Origin of the sequence: Haemophilus parainfluenzae, from assembly GCF_003252795.1 — a bacterium.
GTDB lineage: Bacteria > Pseudomonadota > Gammaproteobacteria > Enterobacterales > Pasteurellaceae > Haemophilus_D > Haemophilus_D parainfluenzae_K.
The window spans coordinates 201,420-221,053 of record NZ_QEPQ01000002.1; the positions used below are offsets into that span (position 1 = coordinate 201,420).

Annotated in this window: 20 protein-coding genes and 5 tRNA genes; 7 read left to right on the forward strand and 18 right to left on the reverse strand. The window is 39.3% G+C overall.

The window, feature by feature from the left end; all coding sequences use genetic code 11:
* Positions 1–41: 41 nt before the first annotated feature.
* Both DPV81_RS03450 and DPV81_RS03455 read left to right on the forward strand, forming a co-directional pair.
* Positions 42–251, forward strand: coding sequence for a heavy-metal-associated domain-containing protein (locus DPV81_RS03450; protein ID WP_049356372.1), 210 nt, complete (start codon positions 42–44; stop codon positions 249–251).
* Positions 238–2,406 carry a heavy metal translocating P-type ATPase gene (locus DPV81_RS03455; RefSeq protein ID WP_049373194.1) on the forward strand — a complete coding sequence of 723 codons (2,169 nt, stop codon included), beginning with the start codon at positions 238–240 and terminating at the stop codon, positions 2,404–2,406. Before DPV81_RS03450 ends, DPV81_RS03455 begins: the two co-directional genes overlap by 14 nt.
* A 39-nt stretch (positions 2,407–2,445) precedes the next feature.
* Here the strand turns inward: DPV81_RS03455 and cpxA are convergent, their stop codons facing one another.
* The 4 genes from cpxA to yejK form a co-directional block, all read right to left on the reverse strand.
* Entirely contained in the window at positions 2,446–3,849 is a 1,404-nt protein-coding gene (gene cpxA / locus DPV81_RS03460; RefSeq protein WP_111386779.1) for an envelope stress sensor histidine kinase CpxA, read from the reverse strand.
* Positions 3,849–4,559: a response regulator gene (locus DPV81_RS03465; protein WP_049365682.1), complete on the reverse strand. Its 711-nt coding sequence runs from the start codon at positions 4,557–4,559 to the stop codon at positions 3,849–3,851. The genes cpxA and DPV81_RS03465 overlap by 1 nt, the downstream gene beginning before the upstream one ends.
* Before the next feature lie 63 nt (positions 4,560–4,622).
* Positions 4,623–5,036, reverse strand: coding sequence for an outer membrane protein assembly factor BamE (bamE, locus tag DPV81_RS03470; protein WP_049365683.1), 414 nt, complete (start codon positions 5,034–5,036; stop codon positions 4,623–4,625).
* A gap of 62 nt (positions 5,037–5,098) precedes the next feature.
* Positions 5,099–6,115, reverse strand: coding sequence for a nucleoid-associated protein YejK (gene yejK, locus DPV81_RS03475; protein ID WP_111386780.1), 1,017 nt, complete (start codon positions 6,113–6,115; stop codon positions 5,099–5,101).
* A gap of 139 nt (positions 6,116–6,254) precedes the next feature.
* Between yejK and DPV81_RS03480 the strand changes: the two genes are divergently transcribed.
* The 3 genes from DPV81_RS03480 (at position 6,255) to DPV81_RS03490 (ending at position 9,399) form a co-directional block, all read left to right on the forward strand.
* The gene (locus DPV81_RS03480) at positions 6,255–6,473 is read left to right on the forward strand and encodes a YejL family protein (protein ID WP_111386781.1); all 219 of its coding nucleotides are present in this window, start codon (positions 6,255–6,257) and stop codon (positions 6,471–6,473) included.
* A gap of 1 nt (position 6,474) precedes the next feature.
* Entirely contained in the window at positions 6,475–8,217 is a 1,743-nt protein-coding gene (locus tag DPV81_RS03485) for a DUF3413 domain-containing protein (protein WP_111386783.1), read from the forward strand.
* Between the two features lie 189 nt (positions 8,218–8,406).
* Positions 8,407–9,399 carry an amidohydrolase family protein gene (locus tag DPV81_RS03490; RefSeq protein ID WP_111386784.1) on the forward strand — a complete coding sequence of 331 codons (993 nt, stop codon included), beginning with the start codon at positions 8,407–8,409 and terminating at the stop codon, positions 9,397–9,399.
* 119 nt (positions 9,400–9,518) lie between these two features.
* On the opposite strand, the gene DPV81_RS03495 is transcribed toward DPV81_RS03490, so the two are convergent.
* From DPV81_RS03495 to DPV81_RS03510, 4 genes are all read right to left on the reverse strand, one after another.
* Positions 9,519–9,594 (reverse strand) — tRNA-Val (locus DPV81_RS03495).
* A 47-nt stretch (positions 9,595–9,641) separates the two neighbouring features.
* A tRNA-Val gene (locus DPV81_RS03500) sits at positions 9,642–9,717 on the reverse strand.
* A 59-nt stretch (positions 9,718–9,776) separates the two neighbouring features.
* Positions 9,777–9,852, reverse strand: a tRNA-Val gene (locus tag DPV81_RS03505).
* A gap of 44 nt (positions 9,853–9,896) precedes the next feature.
* Positions 9,897–9,972: transfer RNA gene (locus DPV81_RS03510), tRNA-Val, on the reverse strand.
* 172 nt (positions 9,973–10,144) lie between these two features.
* Here DPV81_RS03510 and gltX point away from each other — a divergent pair.
* On the forward strand, positions 10,145–11,587 hold the full coding sequence (gene gltX, locus DPV81_RS03515; protein WP_111386786.1) for a glutamate--tRNA ligase: 1,443 nt from the start codon (positions 10,145–10,147) through the stop codon (positions 11,585–11,587).
* Between the two features lie 80 nt (positions 11,588–11,667).
* Positions 11,668–11,743, forward strand: a tRNA-Ala gene (locus DPV81_RS03520).
* Between the two features lie 56 nt (positions 11,744–11,799).
* Here the strand turns inward: DPV81_RS03520 and mtgA are convergent.
* The 10 genes from mtgA to DPV81_RS03570 all read right to left on the reverse strand — a co-directional run bounded on the left by mtgA (position 11,800) and on the right by DPV81_RS03570 (position 19,548).
* Entirely contained in the window at positions 11,800–12,546 is a 747-nt protein-coding gene (gene mtgA, locus DPV81_RS03525; protein WP_165818955.1) for a monofunctional biosynthetic peptidoglycan transglycosylase, read from the reverse strand.
* Positions 12,524–12,832: a trp operon repressor gene (gene trpR, locus DPV81_RS03530; protein ID WP_111386787.1), complete on the reverse strand. Its 309-nt coding sequence runs from the start codon at positions 12,830–12,832 to the stop codon at positions 12,524–12,526. Before trpR ends, mtgA begins: the two co-directional genes overlap by 23 nt.
* Positions 12,833–12,864: 32 nt before the next feature.
* Positions 12,865–15,102 (reverse strand): transglycosylase SLT domain-containing protein, encoded by a 2,238-nt coding sequence (locus DPV81_RS03535; protein WP_111386789.1) that lies wholly within the window; start codon positions 15,100–15,102, stop codon positions 12,865–12,867.
* A 66-nt stretch (positions 15,103–15,168) separates the two neighbouring features.
* Entirely contained in the window at positions 15,169–15,465 is a 297-nt protein-coding gene (locus DPV81_RS03540; protein ID WP_111386791.1) for a YciI family protein, read from the reverse strand.
* Between the two features lie 11 nt (positions 15,466–15,476).
* On the reverse strand, positions 15,477–15,941 hold the full coding sequence (gene yciA / locus DPV81_RS03545; RefSeq protein WP_049372961.1) for an acyl-CoA thioester hydrolase YciA: 465 nt from the start codon (positions 15,939–15,941) through the stop codon (positions 15,477–15,479).
* Positions 15,941–16,495, reverse strand: coding sequence for a septation protein A (locus DPV81_RS03550; protein WP_111386792.1), 555 nt, complete (start codon positions 16,493–16,495; stop codon positions 15,941–15,943). The genes yciA and DPV81_RS03550 overlap by 1 nt, the downstream gene beginning before the upstream one ends.
* A 1-nt stretch (position 16,496) precedes the next feature.
* Entirely contained in the window at positions 16,497–17,207 is a 711-nt protein-coding gene (locus DPV81_RS03555; RefSeq protein WP_243583367.1) for a beta-methylgalactoside transporter, read from the reverse strand.
* Between the two features lie 156 nt (positions 17,208–17,363).
* Positions 17,364–18,002 carry a phosphoribosylglycinamide formyltransferase gene (gene purN, locus DPV81_RS03560; RefSeq protein WP_111386796.1) on the reverse strand — a complete coding sequence of 213 codons (639 nt, stop codon included), beginning with the start codon at positions 18,000–18,002 and terminating at the stop codon, positions 17,364–17,366.
* 68 nt (positions 18,003–18,070) lie between these two features.
* A complete protein-coding gene (purM, locus tag DPV81_RS03565) occupies positions 18,071–19,108 on the reverse strand; it encodes a phosphoribosylformylglycinamidine cyclo-ligase (protein WP_111386797.1) in 1,038 nt (345 codons plus the stop codon).
* 152 nt (positions 19,109–19,260) lie between these two features.
* Entirely contained in the window at positions 19,261–19,548 is a 288-nt protein-coding gene (locus tag DPV81_RS03570; RefSeq protein ID WP_111386799.1) for a YfcZ/YiiS family protein, read from the reverse strand.
* Positions 19,549–19,634 lie beyond the last annotated feature (86 nt).

Sequence of the window (19,634 nt, forward strand, 5' to 3'; positions counted from 1 at the left end):
TAAACTCAATTTTAATCTATATCAATAATTAAGGAGTAAATATGAAATCAATTACATTACATGTAACAGGGATGACTTGTGGTGGTTGTGTGAAAAGCGTTACAAGAGTGTTGGAAGAGCTTAATGGCGTAGAAAAAGCTGTTGTAACACTTGATGACGGTAAAGCGGTGATTACCTTTGATGAAAGTGCGGTTAGTATTGCACAATTAATTGAAACAATTGAAGAGGCAGGTTTTGATGCAACAGAATAAAAAAATAGTCATTCAAATCGAGGGGATGACCTGCCAATCCTGTGCTAATCGGATTGAGAAAGTATTGAATCGAAATGATTTTGTCTCTGACGCGGGCGTGAATTTTGCGGCAGAGGAAGCGCACGTAGTATTTGATTCATCTCAGGCTTCAGAACAAGATATTTTGACAATTATTCAAAAAGCGGGATATAAGGGCATTCTAAAGCAAAATGTGCTGCCTAGCGCACCTAATGAAACGAAGATTAGTCCGCGTTTATGGTTGCTTTTGTTCATTAACATTCCTTTTTTAATCGGAATGAGCGGGATGATGTTTAATCATCATTCTTGGATGATACCACCAATGTGGCAATTTGTTCTTGCGAGCATTGTGCAACTTTGGTTAGCCATTCCTTTTTATAAAGGTGCGATTGGTAGTATTCGAGGTGGTTTGGCCAATATGGATGTACTCGTGAGTACTGGTACGTTGGTGATTTATCTCTATTCGGTCTTTATGCTGTTTTATTATCAGTCAATGGGGCATGATAGCGCATCTCATGTCTATTTTGAAGTATCGGTGATGGTCATCGGTTTCGTCAGCCTTGGGAAATTTCTTGAGGAAAGAACGAAGAAACAAAGCTTAAACAGTTTAGGGCTATTATTACAACTCACCCCAAAACAAGTCAGTGTTCAACGTGAAAATCATTGGGAGACGATTTCTCTCGATCAAGTAAAAATAGGCGATATTTTACGGGCTAATCAAGGTGAACGTATTGCCGCGGATGGTGTTGTTGAACAAGGGAGTGGTTGGTGCGATGAGAGTCATTTAACCGGTGAATCTCACCCATTAGAAAAAATGTCTCAAAGCCCTGTGCTTGCAGGGGCAATGGTGACACAAGGTAGTCTTATTTATCGAGCTAATCAACTCGGACAGCAAACGCTATTGGGCGATATGATGAAAGCGCTTTCCGAGGCGCAAGGTACAAAAGCTCCTATTGCTCGTTTTGCTGACAAAGTTTCAGCTGTATTTGTGCCTACCGTGTTATTGATTTCCGTAATGACATTTGGATTAACCTGGTGGATAAAAGGAGATTTGGTAACCGCTTTAATTCATGCGGTTGCTGTGTTAGTCATTGCCTGTCCTTGTGCATTAGGGCTTGCCACACCTGCTGCCATAATGGTGGGAATGGGAAAAGCAGTCAATGCAGGGATTTGGTTTAAAGATGCGGCATCTATGGAAGAGGCGGCGCATGTGGATACGGTGGTATTAGACAAAACAGGAACGATAACTCAAGGAAAGCTCAAAATTGCCGCTGTTTGGCAACCACAAAGTGCGGTCTATTCTGAGGAAGATTTATATCGCATTGCGGCTTCCGTTGAGCAAAATGCCAATCATCCTTTAGCTAAAGCGATAGTCCTGGCTGCACAGGAAAAATCACTTGAAATTCCGACCGCACTTTCGGTTCATTCAGAAGTGGGGCAGGGTATATCTGCTCACATTGAAGGAGTTGGTTTGGTTAAAGTAGGTAAACTGACTTATTGTGAATTAACCTTACCAGATAATATGCCTCAAATTTGGCAAATCGCGAGTGTTGTTGCGGTATCTGTAGATAACAGTCCAATCGGTGCATTTGCGCTAGCAGACAGTCTAAAAGAGGATAGTTTGCAAGCGATTCAACGCTTACACCAACATAATATTGATGTGGTGATAATGAGTGGCGATCAGCAATCTGTCGTTGATTATGTTGCCCAGCAAGTAGGTGTGAAAACTGCACGAGGCAATTGTAGTCCACGTGATAAAGCGGCTTATATTGAGAGATTACGTCAGCAAGGCAAAGTGGTCGCAATGGTTGGTGATGGTGTGAATGATGCACCCGCATTAGCAATGGCTAACGTAAGCTTTGCGATGAAATCAGGTTCTGATGTTGCAGAACAAACTGCATCGGCGACACTCATGCAGCATTCGGTGGATCAGTTAGTTGATGGATTAATGATTTCCAGAGCAACATTAACGAATATAAAACAAAATTTATTCTTTGCCTTGATTTATAATGTACTAGGTATTCCACTTGCGGCATTAGGCTACTTAAGTCCTGTTTTAGCAGGGGCAGCGATGGCAATGAGTTCGCTTTCGGTGCTATTCAATGCATTGCGGTTAAAACGAGTGAAAATTAAATAAGAAAAAGGCGATATGAAAATATCGCCTTTTATTTTTGGATTAATGTTGTTTCCATAATGGAAGTTGAATCGTGACGGCAAGCCCGCCTAAATTGCTGGATTCAGCCCATACTTTTCCATTGTGTTCATTCACTACATTATAGACAATTGTTAAACCTAATCCCGTTCCGCCAGTGGCTCGAGTTCTAGTTTCATCGACTCGATAGAATGGCTTAAAGATTTTATCAAACTCTTCTGGTGGTAGGCCTAAGCCATTATCATCTACTCGAATTTGTAGGCAATTATCATCCTGCTCATTTTTATGTAAATCAATGGTTAAGAAAATACGATCTTTCGTATATTTTAGTGCATTTCGAATAATGTTTTCAATCGCACTGGTAAGCAAGCTTAGGTTGCCGTAAATCATATGTTTTTCAGGATGTAAAATAGAAATATTGACATCGCTGGTAATATGGCGCTGCTCAGCTTCAAATAAGGCATCTTTGATCACATCATCCCAAAGCTGATTGATAGGAAATAAATTATGCTCCATTTGAGAATGCATTTGTTGGCGAGAAATGAGTAACAACTCGCTGATCATTTTATCCATTCGTTGTATTTCTTTCTCAATGCGTTTAACTGGTTCAATATCCCCTGTTTGATGACGAACCAGAGCAGTGGAAAGTTGCAAACGCGTCAACGGTGTTTTTAATTCATGAGAAATAGATGAAAGCAGATTGTGTTGGTTTGAAATCAGATTATCAATCGCAATCGACATCTTGTTAAAGCTTTGTCCTACTTCTCGTAATTCTGTTGGACCATGATTCACTAATTCATTATCAACCTTAAAGTTTCCTAACGCCACGCTATTAGCCGCCTTTTGTAAATTGGTAATAGGTTTGACGATGGTATGCGTAAACCACCAAAGTAAAGGAGTTGTAATAATTAAGGTTAAGAGCAATAAGACCCAAGGGTGGTCAAGCATATATCGTAAAATTTCTTGTTGACCATTTGCTCGAGACACAAAAAATAATTCGGAGGATTGTTCTGCATCCCCAATATAGACTTTGAAGGGGCCTGCAATTTGAATATCTTTAAAGGTCTTACGTTGTGGTTGAGCAAAGTTACTGGACTCTTGGGCGAACTGAGCAATATGCATTCTTTCTTCGCCTAAAGCACCAAAAATTTCTTTTTCCGGTGTCATGATGACAGGACGAGCAGAGTCAAATTTATCGGTTGGAAGCACTGGTACTCCAGCGAGGATACCGGTGATTCTATTGTTACGAATGGATTCAACGAGTTTCTTTTGATAGCTCGATATTTCGTTTTGATTCAAGTCAGAATATAAGCGGCTATCAAAATAAGGGAGTGCGACCAAAAGTGCGGTCATGGCAAAGAATGCCAACCAAAAAACGGTAAATGTGCGTATCGTGAGCTGATTTAAACTGAATTTCTTGATACGCATTATTCACAAACCAACAAGTAACCACGACCACGTAGCGTTTTCAGCCATGGTAAGCCATTGTCTCTTTCTGGGAGTTTTTTGCGCAAGTTTGACATATGCATATCAATCGAGCGATCAAAAGGAGAAAGGTGTTTGCCAAGTACATTCATGCTTAATTCTTCGCGAGAGACAATTTGTCCAGGGCGAAGTACCAGTTTATGAAGTAGAGCAAATTCAGAGCCGGTTAGACCAAGATCTTGACCATTATAAGAAGCTTGTTGAAGACCAGAATGAAGCACTAAACCACAGAATTCTAATGTATTTTCTTCTGATGAAAGTGCGGTCGAATTTTGAGTATTTTCTTTTTCTGCTGGTGTGGCACGACGTAAAATGGCTTTAATACGAGCAACCAGTTCACGATCGTTAAATGGTTTTGGTAAATAGTCATCGGCGCCGAGTTCTAACCCAAGAACACGATCGATCTCTTCACCGCGTGCGGTAAGCATCATCACAGGGACATTTGATGTTTGGCGAATTTTCTTGAGTGTTTCAATGCCGTTTAATACAGGCATCATAATATCTAATAAAACTAACTGGTGGCTTGCATTCAGCTTATCTAACGCTTCTTGACCATTATTGGCAACTTCAACTTCAAAACCAGTCAGTCGTAAAACTTCAGCAAGTAAATCTGTTAGTTCAATATCATCATCAACTAATAGAATCTTTGACATTTTAATTCCCTTGTAATACAACGAACCTGCTTGATATGACAAGCAGGTGTTATTTTTTAATGATTACCAGAATTTCCACCAGCTTTTCTTACCTGCATTTTCAGGTGTGCTGATAATAGTATTATTTTCGTCTTGTTTTGCCACTTCAGGTAATGGCTTATCTAATTCTGCACTGCTTACTAGACCATTTTGATCGAATTTCACCGTAAATGTGTGCTGTTCAGGTTTTTGGTAAGAGTGTTGTTGTAAGAACACGTAATACCAAGTTAGGTTACTATAAGGATCGATTAAAACCGGTGTGCCAAGCAAATATTGTACTTGTTGTGCGGTCATGCCTGGTTTAACTTGCGCCACAGTCGCTGCTTCTAAATAGTTACCTTGTGGAACATCAATACGATAAACGACTTTTTGCACTGTTGAACAAGAAGTTAAACTTAATGCTAAAACAACTGCACCTAAAAATGTTCTTAATTGCATATTTTTTACCTTTTACTGCAAAATTATGTCGAATGATACCGAAACTTTACGATCTTGCCAAATTAATTATCGCACTTTAATGCTTTTTGAAGTTGATCTTTCAGATTTGGTGGTATCCCTTTGATTGTTAAAGTATCTGTAAGTGGATCCCATTCAATACGGTTATTCAATAAATCCGCATCAAAACTTAATGTCACACCTTTACCTGAGCCCGAAAATTTCGTTAATGTTTTTAAGGTTGAGCGTACTGGCGGAATGGTTTCTTCCAAGCCGTAATCTTGCTCTTCTGTAAAGGTGACAAAAGGACGCTCGTTTAGAGTCGGTAAATTCGCTGAAAGTTCAGTTAAGGCAATTTCATCGCCGCTTGCTAATTGACCTTTACAGTATTCAAATACCTGTTTTTTCACTGCTTGAGTTTGTTCTTTATTCAATTCACCTTGTTCACAGTAGTCACTGACTGCTTGTAATAGGCATTGGTTTTGAACTTGCGGATTTAAACCTTCTTCTGCACCTAAGAAATCCATAAAGAAGTCACTAATTTTACGACCAACACGACCTTTAATGAAGGTGAGATAGCGGTTTGAGTTTGCGTTTACTTGTAAATCCGTTAAGTTGATACGTGCCGCAATATCAAATTGTGTAATATCTAAGTATTCCGTACGGCGAATTTCAAGATTTTCGTCAACTAACATGCTGATACGACTATCTAATAGTGCGATAAATAGGTAATCCGTTGCTAAAAAGTTATATTGGCATAGGATAAGCGTACCGCTGTCTGCAAAATTATATTTGCCCAATTCTTGCGCTAATAATTTTGTGGATTGTTGGCTGAAATTTAAAAAGTTGATTTCATTTTCTAATAAACGATTCAGATCTTGTGCAAAAATGGAATTCTCTTGGAAGACACCAAATACTTTGCCTTTATTTTGATAACCTTGATGTAATTGCAACATCATTTGTTCGACTTCCGGCGTAATGGTGAGAAGTTCATCACGCAACACGCTTTCCATCGTAGTGGTTTCATTTTCAGCGTGCTTAACTAATTGATGTAGCACGATTTGATTAACCGTAATGCTCATAATTTTTTCCTTCGTAAAATTTGCCTTAAATTATAACCGCACTTTTTAAGCAAGAAAAAAGAAATTATTTAGATTGGACAAATTATCGGGTATGATATGAGAAGTTTTTTTGTATTTAGAACAGGCTTAAACATTCCAAATGGCTCAACATTCAAAGTATTCCGATGGGCAAGTTAATGCCATCATTCACGACATGATTAGCGTACTTGAAACTCACAAAGCACCCGTTGATCTTTCTCTTATCGCTTTAGGCAATATGGCCAGTAATTTATTGACCACTAGCGTGCCAGCCGCACAGCGTGAAGCATTAGCACAAGCCTTTGCCAACTCTCTAATGAATTCGGTAAAAATAAAATAAAATGTTTTGGTTTAAAAAGAGCAAATTCAACGGACGTGAATACCGTGAAGAAACCTCACGAAAAATTTCGTGGGGACATTGGTTTGCTTTTTTTAACATTATCATCGCAATTCTTATTGGCAGTCGTTATGCCTTTCTCATTGACTGGCCCGACACATTACTCGGCAAAATTTATTTCTTCATCAGCTTATTAGGCCATTTCAGCTTTTGTGTTTTTGCCTTGTATTTGCTGGTTATTTTTCCACTGAGTTTTATCATCAAAAATCACCGCACTTTCCGTGGCCTAACGGTGATTATTGCGACAATTTGCACCACATTACTGCTGTTTGATACAGAAGTATTTAACCGCTTTAATATCCACCTTTCTTCTATTATTTGGAATTTGTTAGTGAACCCTGAAAAGGGCGATCTCTCACGGGATTGGCAAATTTTCTTTGCGCCAATGCCGATTATTTTGCTAATCCAAATGCTTTTCTCCCGTTGGAGTTGGGAAAAATTACGTAGCTTAGAACGTCAGAAATGGCTGAAAAAAGTGGGATTAGTGCTGACTTCCATGTTTGTCGCGACACACTTAATTTACGCTTGGGCGGATGCATTTTTATATCGTCCGATTACTATGCAGCGTTCAAACTTCCCACTTTCTTATCCAATGACCGCAAGAACCTTTTTGGAAAAACAAGGGTTTATTAATGCGGAAACATACTCACAGCGTTTAGAGCAAGAAGGGCGTTTGGATGCATTAAAAATTGATTATCCGAAAAAAGATCTTCAGTTTGAGCAAGTTGAAAACAAACCAAACATTCTCGTGATTACCGTTTCAGGCTTACGTTATGATGCGCTAACGAGCGAGAAAATGCCTAAATTATTCGAGTTTGCCACAAGCTCTACTCAATTTACAAATCATTACAGCAGCGGCAATACGAATAATGCCGGCTTAGTAGGTTTATTCTATGGACTGAATGCGAATTATACGGACAGTATTTTGAGTAATCACACACCGTCGGTATTAATTAAAAAGCTACAAGACGAGAAATATCAATTTGTTGCTTATTCGTCTACGGCATTTAAAGACAGCTTATTTAAACAAGCCTTGTTCCGTAATGTGAAATTACCTAAAGTGAAAGCCTCTTCGCCAAAAGAAGCGATAAATAGCGTTTTATCTCTCTTAAAAGAGGATAAACCTTGGTTTGCTTATGTGGATTTAGATGTTGCGGATCAAGCGGAAGAAAATTACACCAAATCGCTTGCGGAGATTGATCAACAAATTGATGACACTTTAGCATCAGTTTCCTTAGATAATACGATTGTTATTATTACGGCAGAGCATGGTAAAACGTTTAATAAACTGGATGAAAAAGCACAAGAAAACTATTTCGGTCGTGATGAAATCCAAGTGCCGTTTATTGTTTACTGGAAAGATTTGCCGGTACAAGAAGTGACAAATTTAACAAGCCATACCGATTTATTGCCAGCATTGATGTCATCGATCTTTAAAGTGAAAAATCCAATTTCGGATTATGCACAAGGTCGCAATTTATTTGAGCTTAATGGCGATCCTTGGGTGTTGGCGTCGAATTTCCGTTGGAATGTCATTATTCAGCCAGATGGCACACAGTATCATATTGATCGCAAAGGAAACTATAAGAAATTTGACCGCACTTATACTGAGCAATCTTCAAGCCGCCCACCGCTCGGCTTGTTCTTAGATGTCTTTAAACAAGAGCGTTCTTTTGTCAATAAATAGATAGCTTTTTTGTGCTTAAAATCTTATACTTTGCACTCAGTTGAAAGACTGAAAAGATGTTATTAATTAAAATCTGCGAATTTTCATAACATTGTAAACAATTCACAATAGACCCGATCCTTATTGGGTTTGCTTTTCAATTAATACACTTCTCGTCTCTCTTTTCCTTTCTTTTTTGGCGGAGTTATTATGAGAAATCACGTTCGTAGCTTTAAAACGTTTATTCGAGACGAAATCATTAAAAAAGGTGGCTGGGTTAACGCCCATGCTCATGCAGATCGTGCTTTTACAATGACACCTGAAAAAATTGGTATTTATCACAATAGTAATCTTCAACAAAAATGGGATTTAGTGGACGAAGTTAAACGTACATCAAGTGTTGATGATTATTACGCCCGTTTCTGTCAATCGATTGAGTTGATGATTTCCCAAGGGGTAACGGCATTTGGGACTTTTGTGGATATCGACCCGATTTGTGAAGACCGAGCCATCATTGCTGCGCATAAAGCTCGGGAAGTCTATAAGCATGACATTATTTTAAAATTTGCGAATCAGACCTTAAAAGGGGTGATTGAGCCAGAAGCACGCAAATGGTTTGATATTGGCTCTGATATGGTGGATATGATTGGTGGTTTACCTTATCGCGATGAGCTTGATTATGGTCGTGGTCTTGAAGCGATGGATATTTTACTTGATGCGGCTAAATCTCGCGGCATTATGTGTCATGTACACGTGGACCAATTCAACTCTCCGAAAGAAAAAGAAACAGAGCAGCTTTGTGACAAGACCATAGAACATGGAATGGAAGGTCGAGTAGTGGCGATCCATGGTATTTCTATCGGTGCGCATAGCAGAGAATATCGTTATAAACTTTATGAAAAAATGCGTCAGGCAAAAATGATGATGATTGCTTGTCCAATGGCGTGGATTGATAGTAATCGAAAAGAAGATTTAATGCCTTTCCATAACGCATTGACACCGGCAGATGAAATGATTCCAGAAGGAATTATAGTCGCGTTAGGTACGGATAATATTTGTGATTACATGGTGCCACTTTGCGAAGGGGATTTATGGCAAGAACTAAGCTTGCTGGCTGCGGGCTGCCGTTTCCCACATCTTGATGCAATGGTTGATATTGCGAGTATCAATGGACGCAAAGTGTTAGGTTTAGAGCCAGTTTAATCCAAAAAATTAGATAGAAGTGCGGTCATAAAATGAAACGTTTTGTGGCCGTTTTTATTTATAAGATAAAACAGAAATAATGTTAATTTAACTGATTTAAAAAAGGACTTTAGGAAAAGTGGTGGGCGATACCGGTCTCGAACCAGTGACCCCCTCCTTGTAAGGGAGGTGCTCTCCCAACTGAGCTAATCGCCCGATGCACCTGAAAAGGTATTCGGATTTATTTAAACACTAAAATTAAGTGGTGGGCGATACCGGTCTCGAACCAGTGACCCCCTCCTTGTAAGGGAGGTGCTCTCCCAACTGAGCTAATCGCCCACATAAGAAAAGCGTTTAAATAATGGGAAAGTTTGAGCGGAAAGAACACTTTAGAAAAGTGGTGGGCGATACCGGTCTCGAACCAGTGACCCCCTCCTTGTAAGGGAGGTGCTCTCCCAACTGAGCTAATCGCCCGCTTGGTCAAACTTTTACAACATTAAAGCCAACTTTGGAAAAAGTGGTGGGCGATACCGGTCTCGAACCAGTGACCCCCTCCTTGTAAGGGAGGTGCTCTCCCAACTGAGCTAATCGCCCTTAATGTTGTGGATTGGCATTATAAGTATAATGAGATTTCAGTCAATATATTTTTATGAAAAAGCGTCTAGTTGTTGCAAAAATAGGCATAAAATCAGATTTTTTATTTAGAACTCACGCAAGTCGTAGTAAAATAAAGGTAATTTTTGTAAATGAATAGGTTATTAAGAAAATGAAAATTGATCCTCCTTTTGAATTAGATCCGAATGTCAAAGTACGTACACGTTTTGCTCCAAGTCCAACAGGTTATTTGCACGTAGGCGGCGCACGTACAGCCCTTTATTCTTGGTTATTTGCAAAACATAATAACGGTGAGTTTGTATTACGTATTGAAGATACCGATTTAGAGCGTTCTACACCGGAAGCAACAGCGGCAATCATTGAAGGGATGGAGTGGTTAAACCTTGCTTGGGAACACGGTCCCTATTATCAAACCAAACGCTTTGAGCGTTATAATCAAGTGATTGATGAAATGATTGAACAAGGCTTGGCTTATCGTTGCTATTGCTCTAAAGAGCGTTTAGAAGAACTACGCCATACACAAGAGCAAAACAAAGAAAAACCACGTTATGACCGTCATTGTTTACATGATCACAATCATGCAGCCGATGAGCCACACGTAGTACGTTTTAAAAACCCAACAGAAGGTTCAGTCGTGTTTGATGATGCGGTGCGTGGTCGTATTGAAATCAGCAACAGTGAATTAGATGATTTAATTATTCGTCGTACCGACGGTTCACCAACCTACAACTTCTGTGTGGTGGTAGATGACTGGGATATGGGTATTACTCACGTTGTACGTGGTGAAGACCATATTAACAATACCCCACGTCAAATTAATATCTTAAAAGCCTTAGGTGCACCAATCCCAGTATATGCGCACGTTTCCATGATTAATGGTGATGATGGCCAAAAACTCTCAAAACGTCATGGTGCGGTAAGTGTGATGCAATATCGTGATGACGGTTATTTACCGGAAGCCTTAATTAACTATCTTGTTCGTTTAGGTTGGGGTCATGGTGACCAAGAGATCTTTACGCGTGAAGAAATGATTAAATACTTCGAATTAGATCATGTGAGTAAATCAGCAAGTGCATTTAACACGGAAAAATTATTGTGGTTAAATCACCATTACATTCGTGAATTACCGCCTGAATATGTGGCAAAACACCTTGCATGGCACTATAAAGATCAAGGTATTGATACTTCAAATGGCCCAGCGTTAACTGAAATCGTGACGATGCTTGCAGAACGTTGCAAAACCTTAAAAGAAATGGCATCAGCAAGTCGTTATTTCTTCGAAGAGTTTGAAAGTTTTGATGAAGCTGCGGTGAAAAAACACTTTAAAGCGGCGGCGATTGAACCACTTGAAAAAGTAAAAGAAAAATTGACCGCACTTTCTAGCTGGGATTTACATTCTACCCATGAAGCGATTGAACAAACGGCTGCTGAATTAGAAGTAGGGATGGGTAAAGTTGGGATGCCGTTACGCGTGGCGGTAACAGGCTCAGGTCAATCACCTTCTATGGACGTGACATTAGTGGGTATTGGTCGTGAACGCGTGTTAGCACGAATCCAACGTGCCATTGATTTTATTAAATCTCAAAACGCTTAATATTTAGGCTGATAAGCGGGATTTGATTATTTCAATATTGACAGTTTATCAGCCAAAATTTATCATAACTTGCGTTATTTGGGGATATAGCTCAGTTGGGAGAGCGCTTGAATGGCATTCAAGAGGTCGTCGGTTCGATCCCGATTATCTCCACCAAATTTAAAACCTTGAAACTGAAAGCCGGTTTCAAGGTTTTTTTCTTTATGAGGAATCTACATTTCTTTTAGATAATTCAAGCCTAATCCATTCATTTGTCCCATAATCCAGCTTTGTTTTTTACGAACTAACGCACTAGGCTTATTCACTTTATAGATGATAGGATTCGGTAAAACCGCAGCGAGTAATGCCGCTTCTGATTGCGTTAAATTCTTCGCTGATTTTTTGAAGTAATAACGGCTGGCAGCTTCCACACCAAAGATGCCATTACCGAATTCAGCAATGTTCAAATAGACTTCTAAAATCCGTTCTTTGGACCAAAAGATTTCCATTAATGCCGTTGTGGGAACTTCTAATCCTTTACGAAACCAACTTTGTCCATGCCAGAGAACGAGGTTTTTCGCGGTTTGTTGAGAAATCGTTGAAGCCCCTCGGGTTCGGTGAGATTTTTCATTAAATTTAAAGGCCTTTTGAATTGCCTCAAAATCAAAGCCCCAATGGTGGGGGAATTTTTGATCTTCAGCAGCAATCACCGCAAGTTGCATATTCGGTGAGATTTCATCAAGACTCACCCAATCATATTTGATTGAATAGCTGAAATCCAACTGTAATAAGTGCCCAATTTTTTGCTGTACCATGTAGGCAGAGAAAGGAACAGGGATAAAGCGAAAACAAATGAAAAACGCGAGGATTGCGAGAGAAAAACACCACGCAACCCGTTGCCAATTTTTTTTCCACCAAGAGGGGCGAAAAAGATGTAAAAGTGCGGTCAGAATTTGCTTAGTTTTTTGCAGCTTGCTCATCGAGTTTGCTTTTCACCCAGTTTATAAAATCCGGATCCATTGTTTTGAGCATATTAGAACCACGCGTAATGGTTGCCGCACTGGTATTGAGATTCTGTTGAATCTCTCGTTGGGAGAGATTTTTATCCAATAACTGAGCCACGATTTGTAAACGCAAACCCACTGCATCGCGCTCATCTGGCGTGAGCAGAAGCGTTAAGAAATCTTGTGCTTTCCCTTGTTCAAACGCGGTTTGCAAGGTCGCGAGGAAAGCATTCCATTGTTCTAAATTGCGACTAATATACATATCAACAACCCTATACTATTAAACTAGTGCGACTAGTATAGCCGATCGTATTCCTCTTTGCTAAAGGTTTGTAATTTTTCTTTGTCTTGTAGGTGTTGATAGTAAAAATCATAAGTTAATACGTTTTGAACATAACCTCGTGTTTCAAAGAACGGAATGGAGGCAATAAATTCATCCATGGCCAATTTGCCATTGGCTCTCGCAAGCCATTTTTCTACACGGCTTGCTCCCGCATTATAGGCAGAGGCGATCAAAATGCGATTGTTTGGATATTTAGCATTCAGCTCATTTAAGTGCGCCGTACCGAGTAAAATATTATTAAGCGGTTTGAATAGATCTGATTCGCCGTTATAAGGAAGTTGCTGATTCTCTGCCGTTTTTTGCGCGGTACTTGGCAATAGCTGCATTAATCCACGCGCATTCGCAGAAGATTGCGCCATTGGATTCCAAGCACTTTCTTGGCGAGCAATGGCCATCGCAAAAGTTTTGGTGACACGATTATCCACAATGGCTTGTGGTTCAGTTTCACTGAGATTCACATTACTGAGGGCAATATCAAAATATTGACTATAAGCATTTGGTAAACGTAATCCGATATAATCCCATGCTTTCGCAATAATCGACCCATCCACACCTAATTCAAACCAATTTTGTTCATTCGCATATTGGCTTAAAGCAATCTGTAGTTGTTCTTCTTGCGATAATTTTTCTAACAGAAAACGCCAACGTTGTTTGGCAGCGCCTAATCGATCTAATTGACGTAATTCAGCAATTTCTGCGAGCTCTGGTTGAAATTTTTTATATTCATGTGCCCAGTAGGGATCGGAAATACTCCGCGCGACATATAATTCTGCTTGACCGAAATCATATCCTGCGCCACGATTTTCAGGATATAATTTTGCTGTCGCTAACATTGGGTAGAATCCGCGTTCGTTGCTTAATTCAGAGAATATTTCTTTGGCTTTTGTGACATTCTCTTTTTCGAGTGCTTTCCCCATCCAATAACGCCATTCTTGTTTTTGCTTCGCTTCATTGGAAAGGGCATTCAACCAACCTAATAAATCCGTTTTTTGCCAAATAGCCGTACGCAAACGACGTTCAACGAGGTTATCGGCATTCAGTTTTAGGATTTCTTGATCGCGCCATTGCACAAAGTTGGGGCTTTCGTTATCAAAGAAACGGCTAATAAAGGCTATTTTCCAATCACGTAATTCAGTTTCGTTTAATTGCCAAGTCTTCGCCCATTGCTCGTAAGGGGTGAATGTTGGCTCATTCATATTTTCTGGAATAGTACGCAGATAACGAGCAAAACCTAGCACTACGACAAATTTATTGGTGATTTTATTCGTATTACCATCGATTAATGGCAATTTCTCAGCGAGTGTTTTCAAATTGGCTGGATTTTTTAAGAGATCCTGATAGAGCGCTAAATGAGCGGCTACTTGCTCATCTTCTTTAGCGTTCTCAATTTTTTCTAACTCTTTAGCGAGTATTTCTAATCCTTTCGCATCATTTTTACTGAAGAGCATTTCAGCTTTTTGATAGATTTTTTCTGGAGTACGGCCACCCTGTGAATACCAAGCTGTCCAGAGTTGAGCATCATTAGGAAGCTCTGCATTGTTGAGCCAAAGTTTTTCATACTCAGACAAAATAGCCGATTTATCCTTATCATTTGAAGCGTTTTCTATCGCCTGGGTGCTATTAGTCGCTTCTAGTTGATATTTTGCTGTAAGCACGGCAATTTGTGTTTCCAAATTATTTGGTGTGAGTTTGGCGAGTGCTTGAGTATCTTCAGCATTGGTGAATAATGTAAAAATGCTTTGTTCTAATTTTCCGCGTAGAAAATGAGAGGCATGTTGCTGAATAAATTGTTCAATGTCTGTTCGCAATGCATTCACTTCTTCACGAGGCGTATCGCGATTAACGGTTTTTACACGTGCATCTAAATAAGCCGCCATAGCATCAGTTTGCAATGGATAGCCTTTTAAGGAATCAATCAAACTCAGGAATAACTTCGCATTATTAGAAACATTATTACTTTTGACCGCACTTTTTAGGAGCGATTCTAATTGTAGAAAAGTAGCACGTTGTTCAATCAGCTTTAATTCATGCGCGTGCTGTTGTTGTGTCCATTTGGCTTGTTCTTCTGCAAGGTTAATTTGTGGTGCAGTTTCATTTTTGCTTTTATGAGCATGCTGATTAGCTAAAGCTGAGCCTGAAAGTGCGGTTAAAATTAATAACGAAATTGTCGTGTGTTTAAGTGCTCGCATAGGAGATTCCATATAAAGAGAAAGACGGATATTTAGATCCGTCTTTGAGTGTAGAGTTCGTTTTATTTAGAAAACTTTTTTGAAAGGCTTCACAATGACATCACCGTAAACGCCAGCTTCAACATAAGGATCTTGTGCTGCCCAGTCTTTTGCTGCAGACAGGCTTTCGAATTGAGCAATCACAGTCGAGCCGGTAAAGCCAGATTCGCCTGGATTTTCATCATCAATGGCTGGATTGGGGCCCGCAGTTAATAAGCGACCTTCTGCTTGTAATTGTTTTAAACGAGCAAGATGTTGCTCACGTACAGCAAGGCGTTTTTCTAAAGTACCAGGAATATCTTGGGCAAAAATCACGTAATACATCATTTATCCTTTTAACAATTTAATTCTTCGATAGAGGCTAATGCTCGTTCTAGTTCAAGATTACCTTCACGTGGAATAGAGCGGGATTTGCCGTCTTTTCCTACAGCTACAAAGGTAAATACAGCATCTGTCACGCAGTAACGTTCCCCAATTGGTTCACTGGCAACTTTTTTCACCCATACTTCTACCTTGATTTTAATAGAAGAACGACCCACACTGAGACATTGGCCGTAACAACACACCACGTCACCGACGGCGATAGGCTTAATGAAATTCATACTTTCTACGGCAACGGTGACAACGCGACCATGAGCAATTTCTTTTGCTAGAATTGCTCCGCCCATATCCATTTGTGACATAATCCAGCCACCGAAAATATCACCGTTCGCATTGGTATCTGAAGGCATCGCTAAGGTGCGTAATAATAATACGCCTTTAGATTGACGACCGTCTTTATCGATAAGATTTGAAACCATTATTTGTCCCCGTCATTTTTTTGATCATCTTTAGGTAAGTAACGGTAAATATAAGCACCGCTGACAATTGTTGCAACAAAGGTCATACCAAGTAAACCAAAAGATTTGAAATCAACCCAAGCATCTTCAGACATATTTTGGCTGATATAAATATTTACCAGCATACACAGAATAAAAAATCCTGCCCAGCCTACATTTAATTTGTTCCACACATTATCCGGTAACTGGATTTCTTTGCCTAATAACTTTTTCACTAATGGCGTATTGAATTGGAATTGTGCAACCAATAAAACAATGGCAAATAAGGCATTAATAATCGTGACTTTCCATTGTAGATATTTGATTTCATTGAAATAGGCAGTGAGTAAACCAAAAAAGACGACAGCAATCGCCATGATTTTTTGTTGTTTCTCAATTACGCCATATTTCAGTTTTAGCACAATCATTTGAACAATGGTTGCAATCACTAATACGATGGCAGCATCACGCACACCAAACATTTTGTAGGTGACGAAAAAGAGAACAAGCGGAATAAATTCAAGAAGTTGTTTCATATTAAGCCTTCATAAATAAGCTGTAAAAACGGTAAGTAAATACCAAAATAAACATTTGAAATAATGCAGCCAAGATACCAACAATAGCACTTAAAAATGATGAACCCAAGATTGCACCAATGGTGTTCACCACTAAAGGAAGAAGTAAATAAGTGAGTAAAGCATAAATAATTAATACGCCATTACGCTTAATACCTGCACGCCATACTTGTAAAGCACTTTGCCCGATAGATTGATTGGACGCAATGTAATGCACAGGCGATAAGCATAGGCGAACAAAGAAAAATAAACCAAATACCATTGAAACAAAGGCTAGAGGGGAGAGGGCATTTTTGTTTAAAAATGAGCTCATGACATCAGCAAGGCCAAATAAAAGCGGCAAACTCATAAAAATATCTAAAACGACCACACCTAAAAAACGACGTAATGTAAGCATGAGCCCTTGATTAATCGGATTTTGATTTTGCTGGCTAATATGATGAATAGTTGCAATACCGAAGGTCGCAATAAAAGACATCAATAATTGTTGGAATAAAAAAGATCCAATCAGTGCAGTTGGCTCTACTTTGCTTAATGCATCAATAATATCCTGTTGTGACGGATTAGGATTATCACCCAAGCTCGGCATTGGAACACTGACTAATGCATTAATTAATTGTGAAACGACAAAAATCCCAACGAAAATCAGCACGGTTTTTCGCTGATTACGCATAAAATTGAGGCTATCTTGAAAAATCTGAGTAAAGTTAATTGGCATACTATATCCCACAATAATAAAACCCCGATTATACAGGGTTTATTGTTTTTTTCATAAAATCAGGTTGTTTAATGGTGATTTATGTCACCCTTTTCAAGAGTGCATATCGCTTTACTCATTAGCGTAACCATTAGGTGGTAACGGCTTGCCGTCTAAATAGGCTTGATTTTCAATGAGTTTTAATCGATCTTCAATAAACCATTTAATCACTAAAGGATAAATATTATATTCCTGTTCACGAGTACGAAGCTCTATCTCCTCGACTGTATCACCAGGGAAAATCGGCACTTTAGCTTGTAACACAATGGCACCGCCATCGATCTCTTCATTGACAAAATGCACGGTCGTACCGTGTTCACTCTCGCCATTCTCAAGTGCTCTTTGATAAGTGTGTATCCCTGGATATTTTGGCAGAAGAGAAGGGTGAATATTTAAAATTTTCCCCGCAAAACGTTGTGTGAATGGTTTGGTTAAGATTTTCATGTAACCGGCTAATACAATGAGATCAACATTGAGATCGTCTAAATAATCCCCGATAGCCTTATCCATAGCGAGATTGGACGTAAAATCTTGACGTAAAAAAAAGCGGTTAGGAATGCCCGCACTTTCAGCACGTTCTAAGCCAAATGAGTCGATTTTATTACTGATGACAGTCACAATCTTTCCTGGAATAAATCCAGTTTGGCAAGCCTCAATTATTGCTTGAAGATTCGATCCTTGCCCTGAAATCAGGACGGCAATTTTTTTCATATTATTCTACATAAAAGAAGGGCGAACCTTTCATTCTGAAATTTTCGCCCTGAAATGGAAAAGAGAAATTATTTAATAATGACTTGTGGTTCGTTATCTGTCGCACTTTCGATATGACCGATTAACCATGCATTTTCACCAGATTGTTTTAAAATTGCTAAAGCGGTTTCCACTTGCGATTGTGGTAATGCAATCACCATACCCACGCCACAGTTAAATGTGCGGTACATTTCATAGGTTTCAATGTTGCCTTTTTCTTGCAACCATTTGAACACCGGTTGCCATTCCCAGCTACTTTCATCAATAACAGCTTTTGTATTTTTCGGTAATACACGCGGGATATTTTCCCAGAAACCACCACCGGTTAAGTGCGCAATAGCATGGACTTCGGTTTGTTTGATTAACGCGAGAATAGATTTTACATAGATTTTTGTCGGTGCAAGCACTTGTTCACTTAATGGACGACCATCTAATTGCTCAGTGGCTGGGTTGACGCCAGCAACATCAATGACTTTACGAATTAAAGAATAACCATTTGAATGTGGACCACTTGAGCCAAGTGCAATTAAGGCATCACCTACTTTAACTTGACTACCATCAATGATTTCTGATTTTTCGACGACACCCACACAGAAACCTGCTAAGTCATAATCACCAGCGTGGTACATACCCGGCATTTCAGCGGTTTCGCCACCCACTAATGCACAACCCGATTGTACACAGCCTTCTGCAATGCCTTTTACCACATCAGAGGCAACATCCACATCAAGTTTTCCTGTCGCATAGTAGTCTAAGAAGAATAATGGTTCGGCGCCTTGAACCACTAAATCGTTAACACACATCGCAACCAAATCAATACCAATGGTATCGTGTTTTTTTAAGTCAATGGCTAAACGTAGTTTTGTTCCTACACCGTCTGTACCTGAAACGAGGATCGGTTCTTTATATTTGCCCGGAATAGCACATAATGCGCCAAACCCACCTAATCCCCCGATGACTTCAGGACGAGTAGTTCGTTTCACGTGTGGTTTAATACGTTCAACTAATTCATTACCGGCATTAATATCCACGCCTGCATCTTTATAACTTAATGATGGTTTGCTCACAATGTTATCCTATATTTTTAGGTTAAATGATAAAACGGCGTGATTGTATCAGATTAAGCAAACGTTTGCGATAGTGATTTAATTAGGATTTAAGCAAAAAAATAACCGCACTTTATTTTGAATGATAAAGTGCGGTCATTTCTAAAATGTTTTTAGCGATTCGCTAATTCGAAAATCATCGCTTCAGCTTGGCAGCTAAATGTAAACCGAGCCGTTAAATTGGTGCCATTTTCAGTTTCTGTGATTTCACTTTTAATGTCACAAGGATCGCTTTCTGTTTTGCGTGCTTTTTCAACGAAACGATTAAGTGCCGCTTCAGCTTCAGCTTTATTTGCATAGGTTTGATGAATATCAACAGAGCAATCTGAACCGTCAATAATCGTACCCACATCAACACAACTACAAGTGAGAGATTCTTCTGCTTTGCATGTTACTGTCATAGGATTTCCTTATTTAAAATTAGATTGGTTCTATTCTAGCATTTTTAAAACGCTCTGCCAAAGTAGCCGCATTTTTTTAATTTAAA

Coding starts and splice junctions, on each gene's coding strand:
- cpxA (WP_111386779.1), bottom strand. CDS start 3,849: ATGCGTATCAAGAAATTCAGTTTAAATCAGCTCACGATACGCACATTT.
- bamE (WP_049365683.1), bottom strand. CDS start 5,036: ATGCAATTAAGAACATTTTTAGGTGCAGTTGTTTTAGCATTAAGTTTA.
- yciA (WP_049372961.1), bottom strand. CDS start 15,941: ATGGTTTCAAATCTTATCGATAAAGACGGTCGTCAATCTAAAGGCGTA.
- DPV81_RS03550 (WP_111386792.1), bottom strand. CDS start 16,495: ATGAAACAACTTCTTGAATTTATTCCGCTTGTTCTCTTTTTCGTCACC.
- mtgA (WP_165818955.1), bottom strand. CDS start 12,546: ATGAGCAAGCTGCAAAAAACTAAGCAAATTCTGACCGCACTTTTACAT.
- DPV81_RS03465 (WP_049365682.1), bottom strand. CDS start 4,559: ATGTCAAAGATTCTATTAGTTGATGATGATATTGAACTAACAGATTTA.
- DPV81_RS03455 (WP_049373194.1), top strand. CDS start 238: ATGCAACAGAATAAAAAAATAGTCATTCAAATCGAGGGGATGACCTGC.
- trpR (WP_111386787.1), bottom strand. CDS start 12,832: ATGTATATTAGTCGCAATTTAGAACAATGGAATGCTTTCCTCGCGACC.
- DPV81_RS03490 (WP_111386784.1), top strand. CDS start 8,407: ATGAGAAATCACGTTCGTAGCTTTAAAACGTTTATTCGAGACGAAATC.
- DPV81_RS03535 (WP_111386789.1), bottom strand. CDS start 15,102: ATGCGAGCACTTAAACACACGACAATTTCGTTATTAATTTTAACCGCA.
- DPV81_RS03480 (WP_111386781.1), top strand. CDS start 6,255: ATGGCTCAACATTCAAAGTATTCCGATGGGCAAGTTAATGCCATCATT.
- DPV81_RS03540 (WP_111386791.1), bottom strand. CDS start 15,465: ATGTATTACGTGATTTTTGCCCAAGATATTCCTGGTACTTTAGAAAAA.
- gltX (WP_111386786.1), top strand. CDS start 10,145: ATGAAAATTGATCCTCCTTTTGAATTAGATCCGAATGTCAAAGTACGT.
- purN (WP_111386796.1), bottom strand. CDS start 18,002: ATGAAAAAAATTGCCGTCCTGATTTCAGGGCAAGGATCGAATCTTCAA.
- DPV81_RS03570 (WP_111386799.1), bottom strand. CDS start 19,548: ATGACAGTAACATGCAAAGCAGAAGAATCTCTCACTTGTAGTTGTGTT.
- DPV81_RS03450 (WP_049356372.1), top strand. CDS start 42: ATGAAATCAATTACATTACATGTAACAGGGATGACTTGTGGTGGTTGT.
- DPV81_RS03485 (WP_111386783.1), top strand. CDS start 6,475: ATGTTTTGGTTTAAAAAGAGCAAATTCAACGGACGTGAATACCGTGAA.
- DPV81_RS03555 (WP_243583367.1), bottom strand. CDS start 17,207: ATGCGTAATCAGCGAAAAACCGTGCTGATTTTCGTTGGGATTTTTGTC.
- yejK (WP_111386780.1), bottom strand. CDS start 6,115: ATGAGCATTACGGTTAATCAAATCGTGCTACATCAATTAGTTAAGCAC.